The following is a 24,699-nucleotide window of genomic DNA, read 5'->3' as shown; positions in this document are numbered from 1 at the left end:
CCCGGCAAAACAAGCAGGACACAACCAATGAATCGAAGAAACTTCTCCCGGCTCATGGCAGGCGCATCCTTCCTCGGAGCAAACCCGGCATTCCCCGCCAGCGCCGTACCGCCAACACCAATTGCACTATCGGAAAAGCTGCGCCCCGGCGTCTTTCCAACCGGAAAAAACAACGCCATCACCGATGTAGAAGGCGTCTCCGTCGGCCACAAAACCATCATCGAAGGTGACTCCATCCGCACCGGCGTAACCGCCATCCTTCCGCATCAGGGAAACCTCTTCCAGCAGAAAGTCCCCGCAGCCGTTTATGTCGGCAACGCCTTCGGCAAGCTCGCCGGCTCCACGCAGATCAATGAGCTGGGCAACATCGAAACACCCATCCTTCTCACCAACACGCTGAACGTCGCCGCGGGCATCGAAGGAGCCATCCTCCATACCCTCCGCCAACCCGGCAATGAAAAGGTAGTCTCCGTCAACGCCATCGTTGGGGAAACCAATGACAGCGTTCTCAACGACATTCGCGCCATGCGCGTCACGCCCGACGACGCGCTCGCCGCAATCGCCAGCGCAACCACAGGCCCCGTACCGCAAGGCTGCGTGGGAGCAGGCACAGGAACGGTCTGTTTCGGCTGGAAGGGCGGCATCGGCACCGCGTCACGCCTTCTGCCCGTTCGCTATGGCGGCTACACAGTAGCAGCACTACTGCAAACCAACTTCGGCGGACTGCTCACCATGAACGGCCACCCCGTCGGCAAAGCCTTCGGCAACAAGCTCTATCCTGCTGACGGCTCTTGCATGATTGTTGTAGCGACGGACGCCCCGCTCGACCACCGCAACCTCTATCGCCTCGCCAAACGTGCCGTCTTCGGCCTCGCGCGCGCCGGCTCTGCCTACTCCAACGGCAGCGGAGACTTCGCCATCGCCTTCAGCACGCACGCCGCCAACCGCGTCTCCAACTCCGCGCAGGGAAATGCGGAGAACACCGTGCTCTCCAACAACTCCATCTCGCCTTTGTTTGAAGCTGTGCTCGAAGCCGTAGAGGAATCCGTCTATAACTCGCTGCTCTTCGCCACCACAACCACCAGCAACGGCAAAACCATTCAAGCCTTGCCGCTAGATAAGCTGGCCGCGCTCCTCAACGCACAACCGCAACCAGGCTGAGCAAAGCCTGCCATTGCCCTAGGCGTGAGCCGCCTTCACCTTGTCGCTAATCATCTGCACGGCGCGCCTGCCGCTCAGCGCCGCGCCCTCCTGCCATCCAACCAGGTGGCTGGTATGGTCGCCCGCAAAATAAATCGCCCCATCCGGCGTGCTCAGCGTGTCATAGTCCTGCTGCGAGATGCCCCCAATCCACGACCCCTCATTCCACTGAATATGCCGCCATCCGCAGAAGATCGGCTTCTCCAGCTCTTTCCCATGCCCCGGATGCAGCTTCTCAATCTGTGCCCGCGATGCCGCAAACTTCTGCTCCATCGTCAGCTTGTCAAAGCCCTCGTTGAACTCGTCCATGTAGCCCGCAACCACAATCCCGCGCTCAGACATAAGCCCCGCGCTCGGATACCAGATCGGGCTCGGCCCCTGCGCCAGGAACGACAGTCCGCCGTAAATGTTGTAATCGGTCTCCCAGAACCGCTTCGACTCCCACGGAATCTTGAACGACGACCTGTACTGGACCGACTGCGCCACTCGGCGATGATCCGCATCAAGGTCCGCCTTGATCTTCCGCAGAATCGTAAGCGGCATCGCGCAAACCGCATAGTCCGCATCAATCGAGTGCGACGCTCCGCCCTTCGTATAGCTCACGCGCACGCCCTTCGCCGTCTTCGCAATCTCCGTCACCGGAGCCGAAAACTCCACCACCGGCCCCAGCGCCTTCGCAAACGCATTCGATATCTGCTGCATGCCCCCAACAGGCTGCATCATCGTCGCCTGCCAGTCCCACGCCTCCTCATACATCTCCGCGTTCCAGAAGTTCCCATCCAGCAGCGCATGCAGCGAAATCGGGTCCGTATCAAACTCCATCGTCTGCGTTCCTGCTCCGGGATACTGCAAAATATTCCCGCGGTCCGACCCCTTGTACATGCCCGTCTTGTCGAGCGCGCCATAGCGCCCCAGCGCCTCAAGCAACCGGCTGCGGTCCTCCGCGGAAATCTCCGCATCCAGCGCGCCCTTTGACACCGCCTTCGCCAGCAGCTCGCTCAAAACCCCGCGCGTATCGCAAACCACCTTGCGCTGCACATACGCCTTGCCACCATTCACCTTGTCGTTCTGCAGCATCGTGGACCGCGAAGTGTTAATCTCCACCTCCAGCGGCACCTTCAGCTCGCGGCAGTAATTCAGCATCGTGGTATGCACAGAAGGCAACCGCGCCGGCCCCATGTTCTGATACAACCCTTCGCTCCATGTAATGTGCTGCTGCGTCCCATCCACAAACTCCACCACGTCGCCGCCGCGCGCGCTCCACGCACGCCCTCCGGGCCTGTGCCTCGCCTCCAGCAGAGTCACGTCATACCCCAGCTTGCGCGCCTCATAGGCCGTAGAAAGCCCAGCCACGCCACCGCCAATCACCACCAGCTTGATTCCCTTCCCAATTCCCGGCGCCGCCGTAATCTCTTTCACCGTCGATGCCGCAGCCGGCAACAACCCAAGATTCTGCATAACCGCAAATGCCGCGCCGTAACCACCAGCCTGTCCCACACGCGTGATGAATTCACGTCTTGAAATTCCCATCAAATCTCTCCCCGTATTCAGAAATCTCTCCATCGAATAACGACAACCAGCCCGCGCCCGACAAATCCTCAAGCATGTAAGAAGTGTCAAAACACGACTGGCAGGCCGGGGATTTACCCCGGCAATCAAGGACACACAAAAGGCACCAGGCTTTAGCCCTGAAGAATGCCTCTGCTGCCCGCAGCACAACTTCGCAAACTTGTTAATGGGTGAAAGTAGAGTAAAAGAGACGGACCGCGAAGCGAGTCTCCCGGACCCGCTTCGCAGTTAATTACAAGTTAAGCCCAGTCAAATTCCGAAGGAACATACAGCCCCGAGTGATGTGGTTCCAGGTACGCCGTAACCGGAGCAGGCGGCATATCCATGCACTTCACAAATGCCGACTGGAACTTCGCCATCTCATCCGCCGTGCCAACCGTAACGCGAACGTACGTCGGCATCGCCTTCCACGTGCGGCCAATGGCAATCTTTTCCTTCAGCATGCTCGCCTGGAACTCATGCCCCGGACGGCCCACATCCACCATGAACATATTCGCCTGCGAACCCTGGACAACTTTGTAGCCCTTCTTATCCAGGAACTCGACCGTCGATTCGCGAACCTCGGTATTCAGCTTGCGCCGCGTAGGCACAAGGTTCGGGTCACGCAAGCTGGCTCCCGCCATCGCCGCGGCAAGCAGCGAAACCGAAGCTACATTGCGCAAGCGGATATCCGGTGAAATCGCCTGGAACTTCTCCAGCAGGTCAGGCCGCCCAAAGGCAAACCCTGCGCGAATTCCCGCCATGCCATAAATCTTCGAGAAGGTGCGCAGCACAATAATGTCCTGGTCTGCAGCCACCTGGTCAATCACCGACTCATGCGTGGAGAAGTGATGATAAGCCTCATCCACAATCACAACCGAGCCCTTCGGCTTGTTCTTAACAAGCCACACAATGTCTTCTTTGGGGGTCATTGTGCCGGTAGGATTGTTCGGATTCACTATGTAATAAGCGCCAGCGTTTGGGCCACCGGCAGCAAGCATTGCTTTTACGTCATGCGCATAGGTACTTGTAAGCGGAACCATCTTCAGCGGAGCCTTGCAAGCCTCTGCGGCGCGAGGTCCCTGCTCGTAGCTGGGATCAGCGCACACCAAACATCGATCCGGGCCGATATTCGACATCAGCGCCATATCCAGCGGCCCGCCCGAACCGGGATAAAGCTCCACATAGTCCGGCTTCAGTCCAAACTGCTCGGAGATGGTCTTCACCGTAGCGCGCGCCACGCCAAACTTGTCGTAGCGGCCTCCCGTCGGACCAGCATCGGTCATCGCCGACAACGCCGAAGACGCAGGCCCAAGCGGATTTTCATTCGAGCTGATGATGACAGTGTCCGGCGCAAGCTGCGGCATGTTGCCCATGCCCATACCCATCCTGCGGCGCGGAGCGCCCGCGGGGCTGCTGGCTGCCTGCTGTGCCTGTTGAGCAAGACCAGGTAGTGTTGCGGCGACGGTAACTCCAGCGCCAAACAAGCGCACAAAGTTACGGCGGGATACGGCGGAATGAAGTTGCTCCATGCCCATGAAGAAATCTCCTCTCAACTGAAACTGCACCTGGATGGAAAAATACTTTCGAGCGGCGCCGAAAAAAGGCGCACCTGTCTTGCAACGTAGGGAATTACTATGAGGAAATCTTCAACATGGAAGATGGCCGCAGGACATGCCTTTCGGACGGGGAAAAGCAACATGAAATCCGCGGGGAGAACTTAAGCTTGTTTCTAAGCTTAACAAACTTGTCACAAAGCTTAAGTTGTCCTACATTACTCACACAGCCAAACAAAAGTCAAGAAATTGGCACATGACAAAGGTCTCCGAAGGAGCAGAGGCGTTCCCCTTGGACAACTCAACTCATACACGCGGTGAATCCTATGAGATTGACCTCCTGCATCACATTGGCACTCATAGGGATGCTGCCGACTCACTGCATGAAGTACTTACGTGGATTATGGACATGGTCACCGAGGCCATCGCCTGTGACTCGTGCTTTATCTACATGCTCGATAAAAATAAGCTGGTCCTGCGCGCCTCTAAAAACCCCCACGCCAACGTCGTAGACCAGTTAGAAATCGAAGTCGGCCACGGAGTCACCGGATGGGTTGCCGAACACTCCCAAACCGTAGCCCTGCCCGCCAAGGCGTGGATGGACCCGCGCTTCACCCGCGTTCGATGTCTACCCGAAGACCGTTTTGAAGCCTTCCTCTCCGTTCCCATCCTCTGTCGCGGTAAAGTCGTTGGCGTCATTAACCTGCAGCACCGCAATCCCCACCAGCACACCCAGGGCGAAATCCGGCTGATTACCCTCATCGGCTATCTCGTAGGCGCAGAACTCGAACTCGCCCGCATCGAAGATGAAAAATCCAAGCTGGCCGACCAGCTAGCCACACGCAAGCTGATGGAGCGCGCCAAAGGCGTCCTGCAGCGTGACCTTGGCATCAACGAAGAAGCCGCCTACCTGCTCCTGCAAAAACAAAGCCGTCAAAAGCGCAAGCCCATCCGTGAAATTGCGGAAGCCATCATCCTCATCGAAGACGTCAAGCGCAGCAAACCTCAGGTATCCAGTTAAAAGCCATGCGCACTTTCACGCACGTACTTCCACGTACGCAAACTCTCCCCAAAACAGTCTTCAAACAATCTAACCGCGCACGCACACAAATTCACAGGAGACCTTCATGCACTCACTTCGCCTTTGCGCCGCAGCTATTGCGCTTCTCTCCGCCGCCACACTCGGCGCAGCCCAGCAAAAAGTCACGCACATCCAAACGCCCACCAGCCCCATCGCCTCAGCCGTATGGGCAGGCGACACACTCTACGTCAGCGGCCAGCTAGCCTCGCCCGTCACACCCGCCGACCCGGCCAAAGGCACCACCGCCGTCTACGGCGACACCGAAGCTCAGTCCCTAAGCGCCCTCACCAAGATTCAGGCCATCCTCAAGACGCAGGGCCTCACCATGGGCGACGTAGTAATGATGCACGTCTACATGGCAGGCGACCCAGCCAAGGGCGGCAAGCTGGACTTCGCCGGCATGAACGCCTCCTACAACAAGTTCTTCGGCACTCCCGACCAGCCCAACAAGCCCTCCCGCAGCGCCATGCAGGTAGCCGCACTGGTAGCCCCCTGGGCATTAGTAGAAATCGAAGTCCTGGCTGTCCGCCCCGCCAAATAATCGCCAATTCTCTTCGCCGCACCCCACAAAACTTGGGTGCCCCACCCATGCGCAGTTTCATCGCGCATGGGTGGGATATCAATACTGCGAGCCCTCCCCACCCTAGTTCTCCCACAAAAGAAGGTAGTGTCATCCTGAGCGAAGCGCATTGGGGTAGGCGGAGCGAAGGATCTGCGGTTGCCCTTTATAGTTTTTGCCTTTTACAGTCTTTGCCCTTTACAGCCTTTAGCCGTGTATCTAAAACCCTGTACCCCGCACCCCGTCCCCTGCACCCTGCCTCAATCACGGAGCAACATTCGGCACCCCCGGCAACTTAACCCCCTGCCGCTTAGCCGTCTCCCGCGCCAGCTCATACCCGGCATCCGCATGCCGCATCACACCCGTAGCCGGATCATTCCACAACACCCGCCGCAGCCGTTCATCCGCCTCAGCCGAGCCATCACAAACAATCACCACACCCGAGTGCTGCGAATACCCCATTCCCACGCCGCCGCCATGATGCAGACTCACCCACGTCGCCCCGCCAGCCGTATTCAGCAGCGCATTCAAAAACGCCCAGTCAGAAACCGCATCCGACCCATCCATCATCCCTTCCGTCTCGCGGTTCGGACTCGCCACCGACCCCGTATCCAGATGGTCGCGCCCAATCACCACCGGAGCCTTCAGCTCACCCTTGCGCACCATCTCGTTAAACGCCAGCCCCGCCAAATGCCTCTGCCCCAGCCCCAGCCAGCAAATCCGCGACGGCAGCCCCTGGAACCGAATCCGCTCCCGCGCCATATCCAGCCACCTGTGCACATGCTGCTCTTCAGGAAACAGCTCCTTCACCTTCGCGTCAGTCTTGTAGATATCCTCCGGATCCCCCGAAAGCGCCACCCACCGGAACGGCCCTTTGCCTTCGCAAAACAGCGGACGAATATACGCCGGAACAAACCCCGGAAAATCAAATGCATCCGCTACGCCCTGCTCCAGCGCCACCTGCCGGATATTGTTCCCGTAATCCACAGTAGGAATCCCCATCTTGTGAAACGCAAGCATCGCCCGCACATGCGCCGCGCAGCCCTCCGCCGCAGCCTTGCGCAGAGTCTCATGCTGCGCAGCGTTAGCGGAGGCAGCCTTCCACTGTTCCACAGTCCACCCCGCTGGCAGATACCCATGAATCAAGTCATGCGCCGAAGTCTGGTCCGTAACCAGATCCGGCCTTAGCCCACCAGCGTCCGCCCGCCGCACCAGCTCCGGCAAAACCTCCGCCACATTCCCCAGCAGCCCAATCGAAACAGCCTCTTTGCGCTCCGTGTGATGCTTCACCAGCTCCAGCGCATCATCCAAATCCTTCGCCTGCTTATCCAGGTATCCCGATCGCAACCGGAAATCAATCCGCGACTGCTGGCACTCCACCGTCAGCGAAACCGCACCCGCAAACGTAGCCGCAAGCGGCTGCGCGCCGCCCATGCCGCCCAGCCCCGCCGTCAAAATCCAACGCCCGCGCAGGTCGCCGCCATAGTGCTGCCGCCCCGCCTCGTTGAAAGTCTCGTAAGTCCCCTGCACAATCCCCTGCGAACCGATATAAATCCAGCTCCCCGCCGTCATCTGGCCATACATCATCAGCCCCTTGCGGTCCAGCTCATGAAAGTGCTTCCAGTTCGCCCACGCAGGCACCAAATTCGAGTTCGCAATCAGCACCCGCGGCGCATTCTCATGCGTCTCAAACACACCCACCGGCTTGCCCGACTGCACCAGCAGCGTCTCATTCGCCTCCAGCTTCTTCAGGCAATCCAGAATCGCGTCAAAGCACTCCCAGTTCCGCGCCGCCCGCCCAATTCCGCCATACACCACCAGGCTCTCCGGAGCCTCCGCAACCTCGGCATCCAGGTTGTTCTGGATCATCCGGAACGCCGCTTCCGTCAGCCAGTTCTTGCAGCTCAACTCCGTACCGCGCGGCGCGCGCACCCTGCGCGAAGAATCAAAGCGAGGCGTCACGCCCGCAGCCTCAGCAGAAACAGACATAAAAACCATCCTCATAGAAAAATCAAAATGTTGAAGCCAACGTACCCACGCGCAAGCCCCTACTGCACAACCCGCGCCGTCTCTTCATAACGAGCCACAATCTCGCCCGCCAACGCATGCTGTCCCTCGCGAACCACGGCCTTCCCGCTGACAAACACATCCTTCACCGCCGCCCGCTCCAGTGAAAACACCACCATCGGCAGCAGCTCCTCCACCGTCACGCCAGCAAGAGCCACATCATGCAAATCAATCGCAAAAAAATCCGCTGCACGCCCCGCAGCCAACTCACCCACCGGCAACCCCAGGCTCCGCGCTCCACCCTTCGTGGCATACCCAAACAGCCGCGCCGACAAATCCTCTCCGCCAATCGCATCCAGCGGAACCCGCCGCTCCGTCTTCAGCCGCAAGTGGTAATCCAGCTCCCGCGCATCCTCCAGCAGATTGATCGTCGCCTGGCTATCCGATCCAAACGAAAACCGCACGCCCTTCGCCGCAGCCTCATGCGCATCAATAATCCCATCGCCAAGGTTCCGCTCCGTCGTCGGGCACGAGCAAATCGTAGCCCCCGCCGCAGCCATCGCCGCCACCTCTTCCGTCTCCGTATGGATCGCATGCACCAGCGTGAACCGCTCATCCAGCAGCCCTTCCCGCTCCAGCAGCGCAATCGGCCTCACGCCATACTCGCGCCGGCAAGCCGCAATCTCCGCCCGCTGTTCCGCCGCGTGCATATGCAACGGCAACCCGCGCTCCTTCGCCCACCCACAAACCCGCTTCAAATCCCCCAGCTCCACCGCGCGAATACTGTGCGGCGCAATCCCCATCGAAACCAGCTTCCCTGGTCCCGGCAACTCGCCTTCCAGCCGCGCCGCAGCCTCCAGAAACTCATCCGCTGTCTCGTAAAACCTTCTCTGACCCGGATTTTCCGGCAGCTCAAACCCCGCCCGAAAATACGCCACCCGCAGCAGCGCAATCCTTATCCCCACCGACCCCGCCGCGCGAATCACCGCCTTCGCCAGCTCATTCGGGTCCGCATACGCCTTCCCATCCACATCGCGATGCACGTAATGAAACTCGCCCACCGTAGTCATGCCGCTCAGCGCCATCTCCAGAAACGCCATCCGCGCCACGTCATACAGTTGCTCCGGACTCAGCCGCTCCGCCGCCGCATACATGCGGTTCCGCCACGCCCAGAAGTCATCCCCATTCGGCCCGCCATGCTCCGCCGCCCCGCGAATCAGCCTCTGAAAGCTATGCGAATGCCCATTCACCAGCCCCGGCAAAACCGCGCGCCCCGGCATCGCCACAACCTCATGCCCATCCACCGCAATCCCGCGCCCCGCCTCAACAATGCCGCCATCCTCGCCCACAAGCAGGCCCGCGCCTGCCTGAAAGCACCCATCTATATACATCAACTCCGGCAGATAAAGCGTCGCCATCCCAACCCCTTCTTCCCGTTATGCTACCGGCACACCATACAGCAGCAGTTCCCCAACAGCAGCCGCCCACTCCTCCAGCTCAGCCACCGGAACACATTCCCGCTCACTATGCGCCGTCTCCATATTGCCCGGCCCAATCACCACAACCTCATCCGCCAGCGCCGCAAACCGCGTAGCCTCCGACCCAAACGAAATCCCCGTCTGCCTCCGCGCCAGTAGCTTCTCCAGCCCCGCCCCCAGCCTTGAGGAATCCGCATTCCGAAAGCCCACATCCGCCCGCTTCACATCCACATCAATTCCGCACTTCCATTCCGCCGCCACATCCGCCGCAACCCGCTTCAACACCTCGCCGCCGCGCTGTGCATCCTCACCCGGAACCGGCCTCCACTCAAAAAGAAACTCACACTCCCCCGCAAGAATATTCTTCGCCGTCCCGCCGCGAATCACACCCACATTGAAAGTAGTCTGCGGCGGCGTAAACAGCGCATCCACCACGCCGCCCTCCGCCATCTCCCGCTCCAGCCGAGTAATCAATTGCGCCGCCACATGAATCGCCGAAACACCCTGCGCAGGCAACGCCGAATGCGCCTCATGCCCGCGCACCCTTACCTCCGCCAGCCCATACCCCTTACCAGCCGTAGCCGGATGCAGTGAAGTAGGCTCGCAAACAATCACGCGCTTTGCCTGGATAAGCCCACTCCCCACTAGTCGCGTAGCGCCAACACATCCAATCTCTTCTTCCGCAGTAAACGCAAACGCCACCGGCGCATGCAGCACAGCCGTATCGGTAGCAAGCGCCGCCGCCAGCATCCCCGCCATCGCGCCCTTCACGTCGCAAGCACCGCACCCATGCAGTTGCCCATCTATTTCATGCAACCGCGTAGCATCCGCCCACCCCGCCTGGTACGGAACCGTATCGGTATGGCAAACAAACAGCAGTTCCACCCGCGGCAGCGCATCCTTGAACCGCTCCGGAACCACCACCATATTGGCCTTTTCCAGCCCATCCGCCGCCACATACGCCTGCCGAACCGCAACCCACCCACGCGGCTCCAGCATTCCCGCAATCGCATCCAGCAAAGGGTAATTCGACATCGAAGAAACACTGGGAATCGCCACCAGCTTTTCCAATATCTCCACAACAGATAAGCCAATCGCGCTCAAACCAGTTCCCTTCCCTCCACAAACACGCGCGGCCTCACCGGCGTAGCCAGAAAATAGCAAAGCTCGCGGTAGTCTTCGCACTCATGAATTACAAAGTTCGCGCGCTTCCCCGCCTCAAGCGAGCCAATCCCGCTCTCAAGCCCAAGGCTGCATGCCGCATTGAACGTTGAAGAAACAATACACTCCGCAGGCAGCATCTTCATATAAAGAGCAGATAAGGAAAGCACAAACGGCATCGAAACCGTGGGCGAAGACCCCGGATTAAAGTCCGTAGCAATCACCGGCGCAAGCCCCGCCGCAATCATCGCCCGCGCATCCGGATACTCCGTCCTGCTCAACGCAAACACAGACCCCGGCAACAGCACCGGCTGCACTCCCGCTCGCTTCAACGCCGCAATGCCATCTTCCCGCGTGTATTCCAGATGATCCGCCGTCTTCGCTCCCAGCTCCGCCGCCAGCGCCGCGCCGCCATCCGCCGCAAACTGCTCCACATGCACGCGCAGTTCCAACCCATGCTGCTTGGCAGCGCGCAACACCTCCCGAGCCTCGTCCAGCGTAAACGCATGCGCATCGCAAAACGCATCGCAGTACCGCGCCAGCCCCTCGTCCGCCACCTTCGGAAGAATCCTCTCCACAATCAGCCGCACATACTCCGCCCGCCTCTCGCGATACTCCGGCGGGACCATGTGCGCCGCCAGCAGCGTCGGTACAATCTCCAGCGGAGTCTCCGCGCTCAGCCTTCGCAGCACGCGCAAAATCTTCAACTCCGCCTCTTCGCTCAGCCCATACCCTGACTTCGCTTCAATCGTCGTCGTGCCCCCACGCAAAAACCATTCCGCATACCGCCCCGCCGCCGCCAGCAACTCGTCTTCGCCGGCATCCCGCGTCTGCCGTATCGTCGAAACAATCCCCCCGCCTGCCGCCGCAATCTCGGAATAAGTCTTCCCGCCCACCCGCAGCTCAAAATCCCCAATCCTGTTCCCGCCAAAAACCAGGTGCGTATGCGCATCCACAAACCCCGGCATCACCACGCGCCCACCGGCATCCACAACAGCAGCATCCGCCGCAACCCGCCCCTTCAGCTCCGAATAGCTCCCCACGGCAGCAATGCACCCATCCACCACGTACATAGCCGCATCCCGTAGCATCCCCAACTCCGTAAGCTCCGCCCCTACCCGAGCCCGCCCCGGCCCCGCCAGCGTCAACAGTTGCCCACAATTCACCACAAATACAGACCGCCCCACAATCTCTCCCAAAACAATCCCCCTCACATTCCTCAAGCCAGCACTCAGCTAGATTCTCCCACCTCCAACCAAGCCCGCCTCACCGCTATCCCACCAAACAAAGCGCCGCCATCCTTGCGACTTCTTTCTATCGCGAAGATGAAAATGCACTCCCTCCAGAATCTGTCGTTCGATAAACCTGTAGCCACCCATCATCCCGCAGCAGTGTAGACTTTCCCCTTGCCCCAGAAAACCGGAGCCTTCTACAAAAGAGAAGGCCCAAACCCAAAAACAGGAGCAAAAAGCTGCCCTTCAAGCCCGCCAAGCCGAAAGCCCCGCTCAACGAGCAAGGCCTCTACGACTACGCCCTCAAGTCGCTAGGCCGCTCCATGCGCACCGAAGCCGAACTACGCCGCCTCATGCGCCAGCGCGCTGAGCCCGGTGACTCCGGCGAATCCACCATCAACACCGTCATCACCCGCCTCAAAGAACACGGCTACCTCAACGACCAGTCCTTCGCCGAAACCTACACCCGCCTCCGCGTAGAAAACGAAAAGCTCGGCTCCCGCACCGTCCGCCAGAAGCTCGCGCAAAAAGGCGTTCCCAACGCCATCGCCAACGAGGCCATCGAATCCCGCTATGCCAACACCGACGAAGAAACCCTCGCCCGCCAGCACATCGAGCGCAAGCGCCTCAAAAAGCCCGAAAACGAAAAAGAAACCGCCCGCATCATGCGCCGCTTAATAGCTGCGGGATTCTCGACGCGCACCATCTATAAAGTGCTCCGCCAGTGGGACATCCCCGACGAAACCCTCAGCGCCCTCGACAACCTCGAAGACGAACCACCGCAGGAAGACTGAACTTTCTCCGCCATCCATCCGTACCTGATATACGATTGCCGCAAACTCCGCCCCCATTTTCGGAATAAGGAGTCCCGCATCGTGTCCACAACCATTGCCGCCGTCATCTCCGGCACAGCCACGCCGCTCCGGGTCGATGCCCTCATCAAGCGCTTCGGCACGCTCACCGCAGTAGACGGCATCTCGCTCACCCTAGCGCCCGGCGAATGCCTCGGCCTGCTCGGCCCCAACGGCGCGGGCAAAAGCACGCTCATCCGCAGCATTGTTGGCCGCGTCCTGCCCAACTCCGGCACTGTCTCCATCTTCGGCAGCCCCGCCCAAAGCCCCGCCGCCCGCAGCGCCCTCGGATGGGTTCCGCAAGACCTGGCCATCTACCCGCGCCTCACCTGCGCAGAAAACCTCGAAGCCTTCGCCCGCTACCACGGCCTGTCGGGCCCCAAGCTCAAAGAGCAATCCCGATGGTGCCTGGAATGGGCCGCCCTCACCGACCGCGCCAAAACCATCGCAGGCACGCTCTCCGGAGGCATGAAGCGCCGCCTCAACATGGCCGCCGGCGTCATCCACGCCCCGCGCATCGTGCTCCTCGACGAGCCCTCCGTCGGCGTCGATCCCCAGTCCCGCAACCGCATCTTTGAAATGATTGAGGCCCTCAAGACGCAGGGCACGTCGCTCATCTACACCACGCACTACATGGAAGAGGCCGAACGCCTCTGCGACCGCATCGCCATCATCGACCACGGCCACATCATCGCCGAAGGCACGCATGAAGCCCTCGTCCGCAGCGCCTTTGGAACCCGCAGCCAGGTCACCGCCCGCATCACCGGCTCGCCCGAAACCATCGCCGCATGGCTCGCCCGCCACAACGGCAGCATGCAGGACGAAGCAGCCGAGTTCACCATCAACCAGCCCACGGAAATCTCCAGCATCCTCTCCGACGCCTCCTCCTCAGGCATCGACCTTGACGACCTCTCCCTCAAACGCCCCAATCTCGAATCCGTCTTCCTCCACCTCACCGGAAGGGAGTTACGTGACTAAATGCTAGCCATCATTCAAACCGCCATCGCCAGCCTGCGCCGCGACAAAGCCGCGCTCGCCCTCGCCTTCATCCTGCCCATCGGCTTCTTCACCATCTTCGCCATGGTCTTCGGCTCGCAGCACGACACCGTCCCCCGCGTCCACATCATCGTCGTAGACGCCGACAACTCCGAAGCCTCCCGCAGCCTCGTCGACGCTCTCGAAAAAGAAGACACCCTAATCGTCCGCACCCATCCTGAAACGCGTAAAGGCCAGCCCCAACCGCCCAACTACACCGCGCAGACCGCCGAAGCTGCCGTCAAAGCCGGAGACGTTTCCGTGGCGCTCGTCATCCCGCAAGGCTGGGGAGCCAACCCCATCGACTTCAGCCGCGACACCAACTCCACCAACCCGAAAATCCAGCTTCTCTACGACTCCAGCGACGCCATCGCCCCGCAGGTCGTCAGCGGCATGCTCCAGAAATCCGCCATGACCTCCATGCCCGCCACCATGGCCGAACTGGGCCAGAAATACACCGAAAAGTACGTCGGAACGCTCACACCCGAGCAGCGCAGCAAGTGGGAATCTAACCTCTCCTACCTCAAAAACCTCCAGCAACAACGCGAGCAAACCAACGCCGCCGCTACAACCAGTTCCACCACCAGCACAAGCGACAGCTTCGCCGGCCCCGTCGCCGTCCAAACCCGCGCCGTCCTTGGCGAAACCCAGAACAAGCCCATGCTCTCCTTCTACGCCGCGGCTGTCGGAGTCATGTTCCTGCTCTTCACCTCCTCTGGCGCCGCCGGCGCGCTGCTCGACGAAGCCGAAAGCGGCACCCTCGACCGCGTACTCAGTTCACGCATCAACATGACCACGCTGCTCGGCGGCAAGCTTGCCTACAACATGCTGCTCGCCTTCACGCAACTCACCGCCATGTTCGTTTACGCCTGGGCCGTCTTCCACGTGGATCTCTGGGGCCACATCCCCGGCTTCCTCGTCATGGGCCTCAGCACGGCCTTCGCCGTCGCCGCCTTTGGAATGCTGCTGGCCAGCCTGGCCAAAACCCGCGCCCAGCTCGGAGCCATCTCCACGCTGCTCATCCTCACCATGTCGTCCATCGGCGGCAGCATGTTCCCACGCTTCCTCATGAGCCCCGCCATGCAAAAGGCCGGCCTCTTCACCCTCAACGCCTGGGCCATCGACGGCTTCACCAAGGTCTTCTGGCGTGACCAGCCAGTCTCGGCCCTTTGGCCGCAAGTAGCGGTCTTACTAGCCGCAGGCGCAGCCTTATTCCTCTTAGCCAGAAGATTCGCCCGCCGCTGGGAATTTTCCTAAAGCAGGGACAAGGGAACAAGGGACAAGAAAAACAACCATATCCGCGACCAACGGGAGCGCCACAAAAGCCTCCCCGCGCCAAAGGCGCAGTAAAAAGGTGCCCACGGCACCCGCCCCACGCGCAGTGGGCCCCTCCGGCAGGAGGACTAGACGTCCAGGCAACCGCATCAAGCGCCGGGTGCACATCCCAAACCCAATCCCCCCGCAGACCCACCTTTGCCTTTCAGTCCCTTAGTCCCTTTAGTCCCCCAGTCCCTTTCACCACCGCCAGTTTCCCCAAGTAAACTAATAAAGCCATGCAATACCGCACCGGAAACGATATCCGCGAAACATTTCTGCGCTTTTTCGAGTCGAAGTCGCACCGCCGCGTGCACTCGTCTTCTCTGGTCCCTGCCAACGACCCCACGCTTCTCTTCACCAACGCTGGCATGAACCAGTTCAAAGACGTCTTTCTCGGAGCCGAAAAGCGCGACTACTCCCGCGCCACCACCTCGCAAAAGTGCGTCCGCGCGGGCGGCAAGCACAACGACCTGGAAAACGTAGGCTTCACCCGCCGCCATCACACCTTCTTCGAGATGCTCGGCAACTTCTCCTTCGGCGACTACTTCAAGAAGGACGCCATCGCCTACGCATGGGAGCTCATCACCAGCCCCGAGTGGTTCGGCATCCTCAGGGACAAGCTCTACGTCACCATCTTTGAAGGCACCGAAGACGTCCCCCGCGACACCGAAGCCGAAAACTTCTGGATCGAAGTCGGCGTCCCCAAGGAGCGCATCTTCGAGTACGGAGCCAAGGACAACTTCTGGCAGATGGGCGAAACCGGCCCCTGCGGCCCGTGCAGCGAAATCTTCTACGACATGGGCCTAGAAGCCAGCGAAACAGGCAAGGATTTACCCTTCGGCCAGGACGACGCCCGCTACGTAGAAATCTGGAACCTCGTCTTCATGCAGTTCGACCGCAGCGCCATAGTCGATCCCGTCACCAAGGCGACCAGCTACAAACTGACCCCGCTCCCCAAGCCCTCCATCGACACCGGCATGGGCCTGGAGCGCGTCTCCGCCGTCCTGCAAAGCAAAATCAGCAACTTTGAGACGGACCTCTTCACGCCGCTCATCACCGCAGCAGCCAAACTCACTGGCGTAGCGGATGAAGTATCGAACGCTTCGCTGCGCATCATCGCCGACCACGCCCGCGCCGCAACATTCTTAATCAACGACGGCGTGCTCCCTTCCAACGAAGGCCGCGGCTATGTCCTCCGCAAAATCCTTCGTCGCGGCATCCGCCACGGCCGCCTCCTCGGTCAGGAAAAGCCCTTCCTTTATCAGATGGTCTACGCCGTCCGCGACCTCATGAGCGGAGCCTACCCCGAACTCAACGACTCCGCCGACCGCGTAGCCAAAGTCATCGAAGCGGAAGAAAAACAATTCGACCGCGTCCTCAAGCTCGGCATGTCCAAGCTAGATGAAGAGCTAAAGAACAACTTCGATGGCACAAAGGCCTTTCACCTCTACGAAACCTTCGGCCTGCCCCTCGATTTCATGGTCGATGCAGCTCGCGACGCAAGCGTAGCCTTCGATGAAGAAGGCTTCGAGAAAGCCCGCGCCGAAGAACAAGCCCGCGCCCGCGCAAGCTGGAAAGGCGGCAACCAGAAAACCGCCAGCCCCGCTTTCCGCGAGCTGCCCAAAACCATCTTCGAAGGCTACAAGCAGCTCAACTCGACGAACTCCGAAGTCCTCGCCATCGTCAAAGACGGCCAAGGCGTCCCCGCCGCCAAGGCAGGCGAGCTGGTCGATGTAGTCCTCGACCACACCAGCTTCTACGGCGACTCCGGCGGCCAGATCGGCGACTCCGGCCTCTTCGTCTCAACCGACGGCAACACCACCGTCGCCGAAATCCAAGGCTGCGTCCTCCCCGTCCAAGGCGTCCGCGCCCACAAAGCGCTCCTCAAGCAAGACCTCGCCGTAGGCGACCACGTTAACACTCTCGTGGACGCCCCCCGCCGCGACGCCATCAAGCGCAACCACACCGGCACACACCTGTTGCATGCAGCTCTCAGGCAAGTCCTCGGCACCCACGTCAAGCAGGCCGGTTCGCTCGTCGATCCCACCCGCCTCCGCTTCGACTTCTCCCACTTCGCGCAAGTCGCCGACGAAGAACTCGCCGAAATCGAAACCATCGTCAACCGCGAAATCCTCTCCAACGCCAAGGTCGAGACCCTCGTAGACGTGCCCATCGACGTAGCCGTCAACGAGTACCACGCCATGGCCCTCTTCGGCGAAAAGTACGGCGACAAGGTCCGCGTCGTCAAGCTCACCGACGGCTTCTCCACCGAGCTCTGCGGCGGCACGCACACCTCCGCCACCGGCGAAATCGGCCTGCTCAAGCTCACCGGCGAATCCGCCGTCAGCTCCGGCGTCCGCCGCGTGGAGGCCATCAGCGGCTACGGCTCGCTCGACACCTTCCGCCGCGACTTTGAAGTCGAAAAGCTCGCCGCCCGCCTCGCCCCGTCGCAAGACCTCGGCCCGGCGACAGCGCTAGACCAGAGGTTCGCATCGCAGGAAGAGGAAATCAAAAAGCTCCGCCGCGAGCTCGATGAGCTCCGCATGAAGTCCGCCTCCGGCACCCTCGACGAAGCCCTAAGCTCCGCCGTGGAAATAAAGGGAATCAAGCTCCTCCGCCTCCGCGCCGACTCACTCGACCGCGGCCAGCTCCGCACGCTGGTAGACAACCTCAAGCAGAAGGCCGGCGAAGCCGTAGTCGTCCTCGCCTCAGCCCAGCCCGAAGGCAAAGTCGCCATCATCGCCGGAGTCACTCCAGGCCTCACCAGGCGCATCCAGGCCGGCAAGCTTGTAGGCGCAGTAGCCAAGTTAGTCGGCGGCGCAGGCGGCGGCAAACCGGACATCGCCGAAGCCGGCGGCAAGGATCAGTCCCAAATCCCCGCAGCCCTCGAAGCCGCCCCGCAGCTCCTCTCCGACCTGCTAGGCTAACCACAAAAGGCCGCCTTTGCGGGCGGCCTTTTGCAACATATATTCGCCACAGTACTCTCGTACCGCCCTGTTTCTTCCTTGAACTCGTTTCCGCTGCAAGATACCTTAATCTAATTTCAGTGATTCCTCACAAAACTTCATCGCAGTCTCTCTCAGAATTCCCTGCGCCCGCACTCCGTGCCGCGCTGTTGGCCTGGTACCACACCAACAAGCGTGACCTCCCCTGGCGCGGCGCACGCGATCCCTACGCCATCTGGGTCTCGGAAATCATGCTCCAGCAGACCCGCGTAGCCGCCGTCATCGACCGCTACACCGCCTTCATGGAGCGCTTCCCAACCGTGACTTCGCTCGCCCTCGCGCCCGAACCGGACGTGCTGGCCCTCTGGTCCGGTCTCGGCTACTACCGCCGCGCCCGCCTCCTGCATCAGGCCGCTCAACACCTCGTAGCCCATAGCCACGCCACCCTGCCCGCCACCGCAGCCGAGCTCCGCAAGCTCCCCGGCATCGGCTCTTACACTGCCGCCGCCATCGCATCCATCGCCCACGGCGAAGCCGCCGCCGTAGTAGACGGCAACGTCGAGCGCGTCCTCTCCCGCCTTGCCGGATGGGGCGAAGACACCCCCGGCATCCGCCGCAAAATCGAAGACCTCGCCGCCTATCTCCTAGCCCCCGCGCAACCCGGCGACTTCAACCAGGCCATGATGGAGCTGGGCGCAACCCTCTGCCTCCCGCGCAATCCGCAGTGCCTCACCTGCCCCTTCCACTCCGTCTGCAAAACCCGCGGCGAGCACCCCACCACCCCGCGCCCCAAAATGGAAACCCGCCCCATCGGCTACGCGCTCGCACTCCGCACCCGCAAAGGCGAGCAGGAAGTCCTCCTCGAACAGCGCACCGCTGCCCAATCCGTCATGCCCGGCCTCTGGGAGCTGCCCATGCTGCAATCGCCGGAAGTCCCCGCCGAGCACCTGGCCCTCACCGCGCGCCACTCCATCATGCAGGTCAACTACGATGTCCGCGTCCGCACCACGCCCGCGCAGTCCATTAACGCCCTCACCGTAGCCAGCGGAGACCGCCGCTGGGTGCTACTCACCGAAGCCGCCACGCTCCCCCTCACCGGTCTCGCCCGCAAAATCCTCACGCGACTCAAACTCCTGCCGCGATAATCTGTACCCATGCGCGTCTCTCTCTTAGCTCTAGCTGCCGCCTTGGCCATCTCCGCACAAGCCCAAACCATCCCGCCCGCAGCCCAGCAAGCCGCCGACTCCATCAACCCCGAGCACATGCGGGCCCACGTAAAGTTCCTCTCCAGCGACCTGCTCGAAGGCCGCGGCCCCGGCACACGCGGCGACCAGCTCGCCGCCGAATACATCGCCACGCAATTCGAGCTCAACGGCCTCAAGCCCGCTGGCGACAACGGCAGCTACTTCCAGAAGGTCCCGCTCTACGCCGTCCACACGCTCGAAGACAAAACCACATTCTCCTTCGAGACAAAGAGCGGTTCCATCCCGCTTGCGTACAACACCGACATCGTAGCCAAGGACCAGACCGGCAATCCCACCGCCGACTTCGACGCCCCCGTAGTCTTCGTCGGCTACGGCATCCACGCGCCCGAATACCACTGGGACGACTACGCTGGCGTGGATGTAAAAGGCAAAGTCGTCATCGTCATCGTCAATGAGCCGCCCTCCACCGACGAAAACTTCTTCAAAGGCCGCGCCATGACCTACTACGGCCGCTGGACCTACAAGTACGAAGAAGCCGCCCGCCGCGGAGCCATCGGCGTGCTCATCATTCATCGCACAGACCTCGCAAGCTACGGCTGGCAGGTCGTCCGCGACTCGCAAATCATCGAGAAGAGCTACCTCGAAGGTGACCCGCTCGCCACTCTCCGAGCCGCCGCATGGATTCAGCACGATGTAGCGCAGAAGCTGGTCACCACCATCCACGGCAGCGGCAACCTTGACGAAATCATCGACCGCGCAGGCAAGCCCGGCTTCCACGCCATTGAGCTCCCCGTCCACCTCAAGGCCCACATCGAGAGCCGCGTCCGCCGCTACATCTCCACCAACGTAGTAGCCAAAGTTCCCGGCGCAGCAACAGGCGGCAACGCAGTTTTATACACCGCCCACTACGACCACCTAGGCATCGACCCAGCCGCCAAAGGCGACGGCATCTACAACGGAGCCGCCGACAACGGCACCGGCTGCGGCATCCTCATTGAAATGGCTCGCGCCTTCGCGCAGTCTTCCATCAAGCCGCCGCACGACGTCTACTTCGCCGCCGTCACTGCAGAAGAACAAGGCCTCCTCGGCTCGCAATACCTCGGCATGCACCCGCCCGTTCCCGCTGGCCAGATCACGCTCGACCTCAACTACGACATGCTTCTCCCTGTCGGCATTCCGCGCTCCGTTTCCCTTGGCGGAGCCGAGCGCATCAACTTCTGGCCCACCGTACAATCCGTCGCCAAACAATTCGACCTCGAACTACTTCCCGACCCCACTCCCGGCGCGGGCCACTACTACCGCTCGGACCACTTCTCCCTCGCCCGCGTAGGCATTCCCGCTTTTTCGCTCGACCAGGGCGAGCTTTTTGAAGGCCACGATGAAGCCTGGGGCCGCGAAAAAGCCTCCGACTTCAACGCCCACCACTACCACCAGCCCTCCGACGAGTACGACCCCACATGGGACTTCCGAGGCAACGCCAAGCTCGCCCGCTTCGGCTTCGTCCTCGGGTGGCTCGCCAGCGAACAACCTCAATCTATCCAATGGAACTCCGGCGACGAGTTTGAAGCCGCCCGCAAAAAGAGCCAGCAATAAAGCTCGCCATCCAGATTAAAAACCCCTTCCTTTTCTGCATGACAAAGAAAAGGAAGGGGTTTTTATTTGCCTCGCTTCACAAGCCAACATCTCGCACCGGGACGGCATCTCATCACCTACTTCCTCCATTCCGTAGGAAGAGGCCGTCCGTTTAGCCTGTTGGATGAAATGCTTGCCCTGACTCTCTCATTGAAGGAAGAACAATATCTGTGCACTTCTCGACCGCGACACTGATTGAGCTAGCCATCGTCCTCATCATTCTCGTGATTCCCCGTGCACTGCAGCGTTTCCGGCTGCCCGCACAGCTCACCTGTTTTGTCTTCGGCGTTCTCGTCTCCATCTTCTATAAGCCGCTCGCCGCAGACCGCGGTGCAGAGGTCATGGCGACCATGGGCATCGCATCGCTCTTCCTCCTCGCTGGCCTCGAAGTGGACCTCTCGGAAATCCGCCGCGACCTGCGCCGAATCAGCGTCTACCTCGTTCTCTTCGCCGTCTTTCTTGCAGGCGTTGCCGTCATCGCCACGCGATTCCTCAACCTGGGCTGGCAAGCCGCATTACTGCTCGGTCTCGGAATCATGACGCCATCCGCAGGCTTTATCTTTGACAATCTCCCCAACTCCGGGCTCGACGAGCAGGAGCGCTCCGAAGTCACCATCAACGCCATCTCCGGAGAAGTCGTCGCGCTCCTCGTGCTCTTCCTCGTCTCGCAGGCAAGCTCCGCAGCCACGCTCGGCACTTCCAGCATCATTCTTCTCGCGCTTATCGTAATCACGCCGTTCTTCTTCCTCTTTCTTGGCAAGCACGTTGTCCCCTACGCGCCCGGCTCGGAGTTCTCCCTGCTTCTGCTCGCGGGCATCGTCTGCGCCGTCATCACGCAAAACATCGGCGTGCATTACCTCATCGGCGCATTCATTGCCGGGCTGGTAGCCAGCCTGCTGCGCACGCGCCTCGCCACTCTCGCATCCGGCGAAAACCTGCACGCCGTCCGGCTCTTCGCCTCCTTCTTCATTCCGTTTTATTTCTTCCATGAAGGCATGCAGGCTCCCGCCGACGCGCTGGTATGGTCTTCGCTACTCTGGGGCGCGGGAATCTGCATCATCGCCATCCCCATCCGCCTTGCCAAAAACTGGCTGCAGGCACGCTATATCTCCCGCCGCACGGCAAAAGGCGCACTTCGCGTTTCGATATCGCTTGTGCCCACGCTCATCTTCACGCTGGTCGTTGCAGAAATCCTCCGCGACTCCTTCCACATTAACGATGCGCTCTATGGCGGACTGCTCATCTACGCAGCAGTCACAACCATCCTGCCCTCGCTGATTCTGCCCGAACTGAAGATTGCCGAAGCAGAAGACCCCATCACTTCCACCGAGTCCGCATCGACCCCCTCTTAAAATTGCTTCCCTGCAAATGCGCACTCTGCGATATCGTTCTATTGAGCCCTATGAACTCATTCACGCGTAGTCTCTGCTGCCTCTGCCTGCTGCTCGCAACCAGCCATGCGCAACAGGTCAGCTTCCACATCACGCCCCTGCGCCCCGTCGAAGAGCTGCGAGCGGAAGCCCTCAAAGCCCATCCACCGGAAGAACCGGGCCCCTTCCGCAGGCCTGAACTGGTGGAGCTAATCACACTCGACCCCACCATCAAGCTCGACATCCGCTACGCCACCACCAACGACTTCCTCGGCACGCCCGTCTACACGCAGGCGCGTGCCTTCCTCCAGCGCCCCGCCGCCGAAGCCCTCGTCCGCGCTCACCACGAGCTCAAGCAACACGGCTACGGCCTAATCATCCACGACGGCTACCGTCCCTGGTACGTAACAAAAATCTTCTGGGACGCCACGCCCGACAAGCAGAAAATCTTCGTCGCCGATCCCTCCAAAGGCTCCGTCCACAACCGCGGCTGCGCCGTAGACCTGTCCTTATACGACCTGAAAACAGGCATGGAAGTGCAGATGCCAAGTGGCTACGACGAAATGACCGAGCGAGCCTTCGCCAACTACCCCGGCGGCACAGAAGCCGAGCATACTCTCCGCACGCTGTTGCGCGACGCCATGGAAGCCCAGGGCTTCGCCGTCAATCCCAAGGAGTGGTGGCACTTCGACTATAAGGAATGGAAACAATACCCAATCCTCAACACAAAATACGAAGACCTGGGCCAATAGCCCACCTTAGCTTTATCCATCCACCAACAACGCCTCATCCCAATGAGGCGTTCGCCCTTTATAGCGCTTTTACTTTAGCCTTTTGCCCTTTATCTAAAACGCCGTTGATTTTTATCTATCCCCTATACCCCATACCCTATACCCTGCCTTTAAGCCGCCCAGCTCTTCTCCAGCGTAGCCAACTGATCCGCGCCAACCGGCATTCCCCAGAAACATCCCTGCCCAATCGCATCCGGCGCCAGTTCGCGAATATAAGCAATCTGCTCATGCCTCTCAATTCCTTCAATCACAACGGCAACACCCAGCGTCTCGGCAATCGCGCATATCTTCTCCACAATCGTCGAGCTAACAGCCTCCTTGCCCATCGACTGCGTAAAAATCTTGTCCACCTTGATTCCATTAATAGGCAGCTTGGAGAGATAAGCAAGGCTCGAATACCCCGTCCCCAAATCATCGATGTAAAGCCCATAGCCAAGGTTGCGAATCATCGCCACGCCAAACAGCAGCTTCTCTTCATCCGTAGCAGAGCGCTCCGTCAACTCCAGCACAACTCGATGACACGGTATCTTCAGCCGGTCTGTCTCCTTCTCCAGATAGCGATGAAAAGCGGGATCAATCACATCGCTCACCGCAACGTTGATATTGATGCAAAACTCTTCCGCACCCGTCAGCCGATCGTGCATCTCCGTCAGCGCCTTGCGAATAACAATGCGCGTAATCGCACCAATCAATCCCGCCTGTTCCGCAATGTCGATAATGAAGGCCGTCGGAACCGTCTCGCCTTCTTCATCGCGCAGCCGCAGCAAAGCCTCCACGCCCACCATGCGCTTGTTGCGAATATGCACCAGCGGCTGGTAAACCATGCCCAGCCGGTCATCCGCAATGGCCCGCCTCACCTGCTCCGCCGGAACCGACTGCCGCCTCCGTCTCCGAATCGCCAGCAACCCACAACAGACCGCAACCAAGCCGCCCGCCCCTGCAACCTCCGCGGCCGTCAGCGGCGACCGCGTCAGAATGTTCACATTCGCCAGCCCAGTAACAATGCAAACGTCCACCCGCTTGTCGCACTGCCAGCCCGTCATCCGCATATCCCATTCAAAAGCCGGCGCGCTCTTCCGAAAATGCGTCAGCAGCCCACGCGTATCCCCCAGCGTCCGGTAAATATGTTTCCCATCGGACGTGAGAACAATCGCACTGAACAAGGGGTCAAACTTCTCATAGTTTTCAAAAATGCTCGGCGAAGTAAAAACAATTGCAGTGCCATGGCTCGCCATATCCACAATCAGCCGATGGTCGGCAGCATCCTCCACACGCCGCCAAAGCAAATCGCCATTCGCCTCCTGACGTTGCGGAGGCAGCAGTTGCAGCGGTGTTTTGAACCTCCCCCAGTCCGCCGTACAAACAAGCTGGCCATCCTGCACGCGCCCAATGTCATAAAGCTCTTTCCGCTGAAACAGCAGGTAGCGCATCTCGTTGAGGTTCGCATCCGAGCACACCTGCTCCTGGCTTTTCCCCACCAGCGTCAGCGTTTCCATGCTCACCGACGCCACATCGGCAGCCTGGTTCAACAGCGCATTTGTATAGTTATCAAGCTGCGCCCGTGATATCCGCAAAAACGCATACTGCCCTACAGCCGCAGCAATCACCGCACCTGCCAGCGCCATCAGGAAGAGAAAAAAAACATCCCGCCTTCCTGCACGCGACTTCAGGCCCAGACCGTCCGCAGAACCGATCGCCATCCTTCGCTCCAAAGGAAAAATAGTTACCCGG

General features: G+C 60.4%; 18 protein-coding genes. 11 read left to right on the top strand and 7 right to left on the bottom strand.

What is annotated here, in order from left to right:
- The first annotated feature begins 27 nt into the window (after nucleotides 1-27).
- Entirely contained in the window at nucleotides 28-1,161 is a 1,134-nt protein-coding gene (locus AC5S3R_RS01530; RefSeq protein WP_494264843.1) for a P1 family peptidase, read from the top strand.
- Nucleotides 1,162-1,179: 18 nt separating this feature from the next.
- Here AC5S3R_RS01530 and AC5S3R_RS01525 read toward each other — a convergent pair whose 3' ends face one another.
- Together AC5S3R_RS01525 and AC5S3R_RS01520 are read right to left on the bottom strand one after the other, a co-directional pair.
- A complete protein-coding gene (locus AC5S3R_RS01525) occupies nucleotides 1,180-2,730 on the bottom strand; it encodes a flavin monoamine oxidase family protein (RefSeq protein ID WP_494264842.1) in 1,551 nt (516 codons plus the stop codon).
- Between the two features lie 278 nt (nucleotides 2,731-3,008).
- The gene (locus AC5S3R_RS01520; protein WP_494264841.1) at nucleotides 3,009-4,280 is read right to left on the bottom strand and encodes a pyridoxal phosphate-dependent aminotransferase; all 1,272 of its coding nucleotides are present in this window, start codon (nucleotides 4,278-4,280) and stop codon (nucleotides 3,009-3,011) included.
- A gap of 280 nt (nucleotides 4,281-4,560) precedes the next feature.
- On the opposite strand from AC5S3R_RS01520, the gene AC5S3R_RS01515 reads away from it, so the two are divergent.
- A complete protein-coding gene (locus AC5S3R_RS01515; RefSeq protein ID WP_494264840.1) occupies nucleotides 4,561-5,325 on the top strand; it encodes a GAF domain-containing protein in 765 nt (254 codons plus the stop codon).
- 106 nt (nucleotides 5,326-5,431) lie between these two features.
- A complete protein-coding gene (locus tag AC5S3R_RS01510; RefSeq protein WP_494264839.1) occupies nucleotides 5,432-5,926 on the top strand; it encodes a RidA family protein in 495 nt (164 codons plus the stop codon).
- Nucleotides 5,927-6,208: 282 nt separating this feature from the next.
- On the opposite strand, the gene hutU is transcribed toward AC5S3R_RS01510, so the two are convergent.
- Genes hutU through hutI form a run of 4 tightly spaced genes read right to left on the bottom strand, consistent with a single transcriptional unit; the run spans nucleotide 6,209 to nucleotide 11,777 of the window.
- Complete coding sequence (gene hutU, locus AC5S3R_RS01505; protein ID WP_494264838.1) at nucleotides 6,209-7,933, bottom strand: urocanate hydratase; 1,725 nt, start codon at nucleotides 7,931-7,933, stop codon at nucleotides 6,209-6,211.
- A 59-nt stretch (nucleotides 7,934-7,992) separates the two neighbouring features.
- Nucleotides 7,993-9,369 (bottom strand): formimidoylglutamate deiminase, encoded by a 1,377-nt coding sequence (locus AC5S3R_RS01500; RefSeq protein ID WP_494264837.1) that lies wholly within the window; start codon nucleotides 9,367-9,369, stop codon nucleotides 7,993-7,995.
- Between the two features lie 18 nt (nucleotides 9,370-9,387).
- Nucleotides 9,388-10,533 (bottom strand): M20/M25/M40 family metallo-hydrolase, encoded by a 1,146-nt coding sequence (locus AC5S3R_RS01495; RefSeq protein ID WP_494264836.1) that lies wholly within the window; start codon nucleotides 10,531-10,533, stop codon nucleotides 9,388-9,390.
- A complete protein-coding gene (hutI, locus tag AC5S3R_RS01490; protein WP_494264835.1) occupies nucleotides 10,530-11,777 on the bottom strand; it encodes an imidazolonepropionase in 1,248 nt (415 codons plus the stop codon). The genes AC5S3R_RS01495 and hutI overlap by 4 nt, the downstream gene beginning before the upstream one ends.
- A gap of 368 nt (nucleotides 11,778-12,145) precedes the next feature.
- On the opposite strand from hutI, the gene AC5S3R_RS01485 reads away from it, so the two are divergent.
- The 8 genes from AC5S3R_RS01485 to AC5S3R_RS01450 all read left to right on the top strand — a co-directional run bounded on the left by AC5S3R_RS01485 (nucleotide 12,146) and on the right by AC5S3R_RS01450 (nucleotide 22,929).
- Nucleotides 12,146-12,616 (top strand): regulatory protein RecX, encoded by a 471-nt coding sequence (locus AC5S3R_RS01485; protein ID WP_494264834.1) that lies wholly within the window; start codon nucleotides 12,146-12,148, stop codon nucleotides 12,614-12,616.
- A gap of 81 nt (nucleotides 12,617-12,697) precedes the next feature.
- Nucleotides 12,698-13,651 (top strand): ABC transporter ATP-binding protein, encoded by a 954-nt coding sequence (locus AC5S3R_RS01480; RefSeq protein WP_494264833.1) that lies wholly within the window; start codon nucleotides 12,698-12,700, stop codon nucleotides 13,649-13,651.
- Complete coding sequence (locus tag AC5S3R_RS01475; RefSeq protein WP_494264832.1) at nucleotides 13,652-14,965, top strand: ABC transporter permease; 1,314 nt, start codon at nucleotides 13,652-13,654, stop codon at nucleotides 14,963-14,965.
- 296 nt (nucleotides 14,966-15,261) lie between these two features.
- Nucleotides 15,262-17,952: an alanine--tRNA ligase gene (alaS, locus tag AC5S3R_RS01470; RefSeq protein WP_494264831.1), complete on the top strand. Its 2,691-nt coding sequence runs from the start codon at nucleotides 15,262-15,264 to the stop codon at nucleotides 17,950-17,952.
- A gap of 119 nt (nucleotides 17,953-18,071) precedes the next feature.
- Entirely contained in the window at nucleotides 18,072-19,115 is a 1,044-nt protein-coding gene (locus tag AC5S3R_RS01465; RefSeq protein WP_494264830.1) for an A/G-specific adenine glycosylase, read from the top strand.
- A gap of 9 nt (nucleotides 19,116-19,124) precedes the next feature.
- Nucleotides 19,125-20,768 (top strand): M28 family peptidase, encoded by a 1,644-nt coding sequence (locus AC5S3R_RS01460; RefSeq protein ID WP_494264829.1) that lies wholly within the window; start codon nucleotides 19,125-19,127, stop codon nucleotides 20,766-20,768.
- A gap of 209 nt (nucleotides 20,769-20,977) precedes the next feature.
- Nucleotides 20,978-22,159: a cation:proton antiporter gene (locus tag AC5S3R_RS01455; protein ID WP_494264828.1), complete on the top strand. Its 1,182-nt coding sequence runs from the start codon at nucleotides 20,978-20,980 to the stop codon at nucleotides 22,157-22,159.
- Between the two features lie 50 nt (nucleotides 22,160-22,209).
- A complete protein-coding gene (locus tag AC5S3R_RS01450; protein ID WP_494264827.1) occupies nucleotides 22,210-22,929 on the top strand; it encodes a M15 family metallopeptidase in 720 nt (239 codons plus the stop codon).
- A 149-nt stretch (nucleotides 22,930-23,078) separates the two neighbouring features.
- Here the strand turns inward: AC5S3R_RS01450 and AC5S3R_RS01445 are convergent, their stop codons facing one another.
- Nucleotides 23,079-24,668: an EAL domain-containing protein gene (locus AC5S3R_RS01445; protein WP_494264826.1), complete on the bottom strand. Its 1,590-nt coding sequence runs from the start codon at nucleotides 24,666-24,668 to the stop codon at nucleotides 23,079-23,081.
- Between the last annotated feature and the right edge of the window lie 31 nt (nucleotides 24,669-24,699).

It is taken from the genome of Occallatibacter sp. FHG110214_02 (assembly GCF_059115385.1).
Note: the sequence above shows the minus strand (reverse complement) of the source record. Positions and strands in the feature narration are given on the sequence as shown.

Coding starts and splice junctions, on each gene's coding strand:
- AC5S3R_RS01450 (WP_494264827.1), top strand. CDS start 22,210: ATGAACTCATTCACGCGTAGTCTCTGCTGCCTCTGCCTGCTGCTCGCA.
- AC5S3R_RS01510 (WP_494264839.1), top strand. CDS start 5,432: ATGCACTCACTTCGCCTTTGCGCCGCAGCTATTGCGCTTCTCTCCGCC.
- AC5S3R_RS01530 (WP_494264843.1), top strand. CDS start 28: ATGAATCGAAGAAACTTCTCCCGGCTCATGGCAGGCGCATCCTTCCTC.
- AC5S3R_RS01460 (WP_494264829.1), top strand. CDS start 19,125: ATGCGCGTCTCTCTCTTAGCTCTAGCTGCCGCCTTGGCCATCTCCGCA.
- AC5S3R_RS01485 (WP_494264834.1), top strand. CDS start 12,146: ATGCGCACCGAAGCCGAACTACGCCGCCTCATGCGCCAGCGCGCTGAG.
- hutU (WP_494264838.1), bottom strand. CDS start 7,933: ATGTCTGTTTCTGCTGAGGCTGCGGGCGTGACGCCTCGCTTTGATTCT.
- AC5S3R_RS01525 (WP_494264842.1), bottom strand. CDS start 2,730: ATGGGAATTTCAAGACGTGAATTCATCACGCGTGTGGGACAGGCTGGT.
- AC5S3R_RS01500 (WP_494264837.1), bottom strand. CDS start 9,369: ATGGCGACGCTTTATCTGCCGGAGTTGATGTATATAGATGGGTGCTTT.
- AC5S3R_RS01520 (WP_494264841.1), bottom strand. CDS start 4,280: ATGGAGCAACTTCATTCCGCCGTATCCCGCCGTAACTTTGTGCGCTTG.
- AC5S3R_RS01475 (WP_494264832.1), top strand. CDS start 13,652: ATGCTAGCCATCATTCAAACCGCCATCGCCAGCCTGCGCCGCGACAAA.
- AC5S3R_RS01515 (WP_494264840.1), top strand. CDS start 4,561: ATGACAAAGGTCTCCGAAGGAGCAGAGGCGTTCCCCTTGGACAACTCA.
- alaS (WP_494264831.1), top strand. CDS start 15,262: ATGCAATACCGCACCGGAAACGATATCCGCGAAACATTTCTGCGCTTT.
- AC5S3R_RS01445 (WP_494264826.1), bottom strand. CDS start 24,668: ATGGCGATCGGTTCTGCGGACGGTCTGGGCCTGAAGTCGCGTGCAGGA.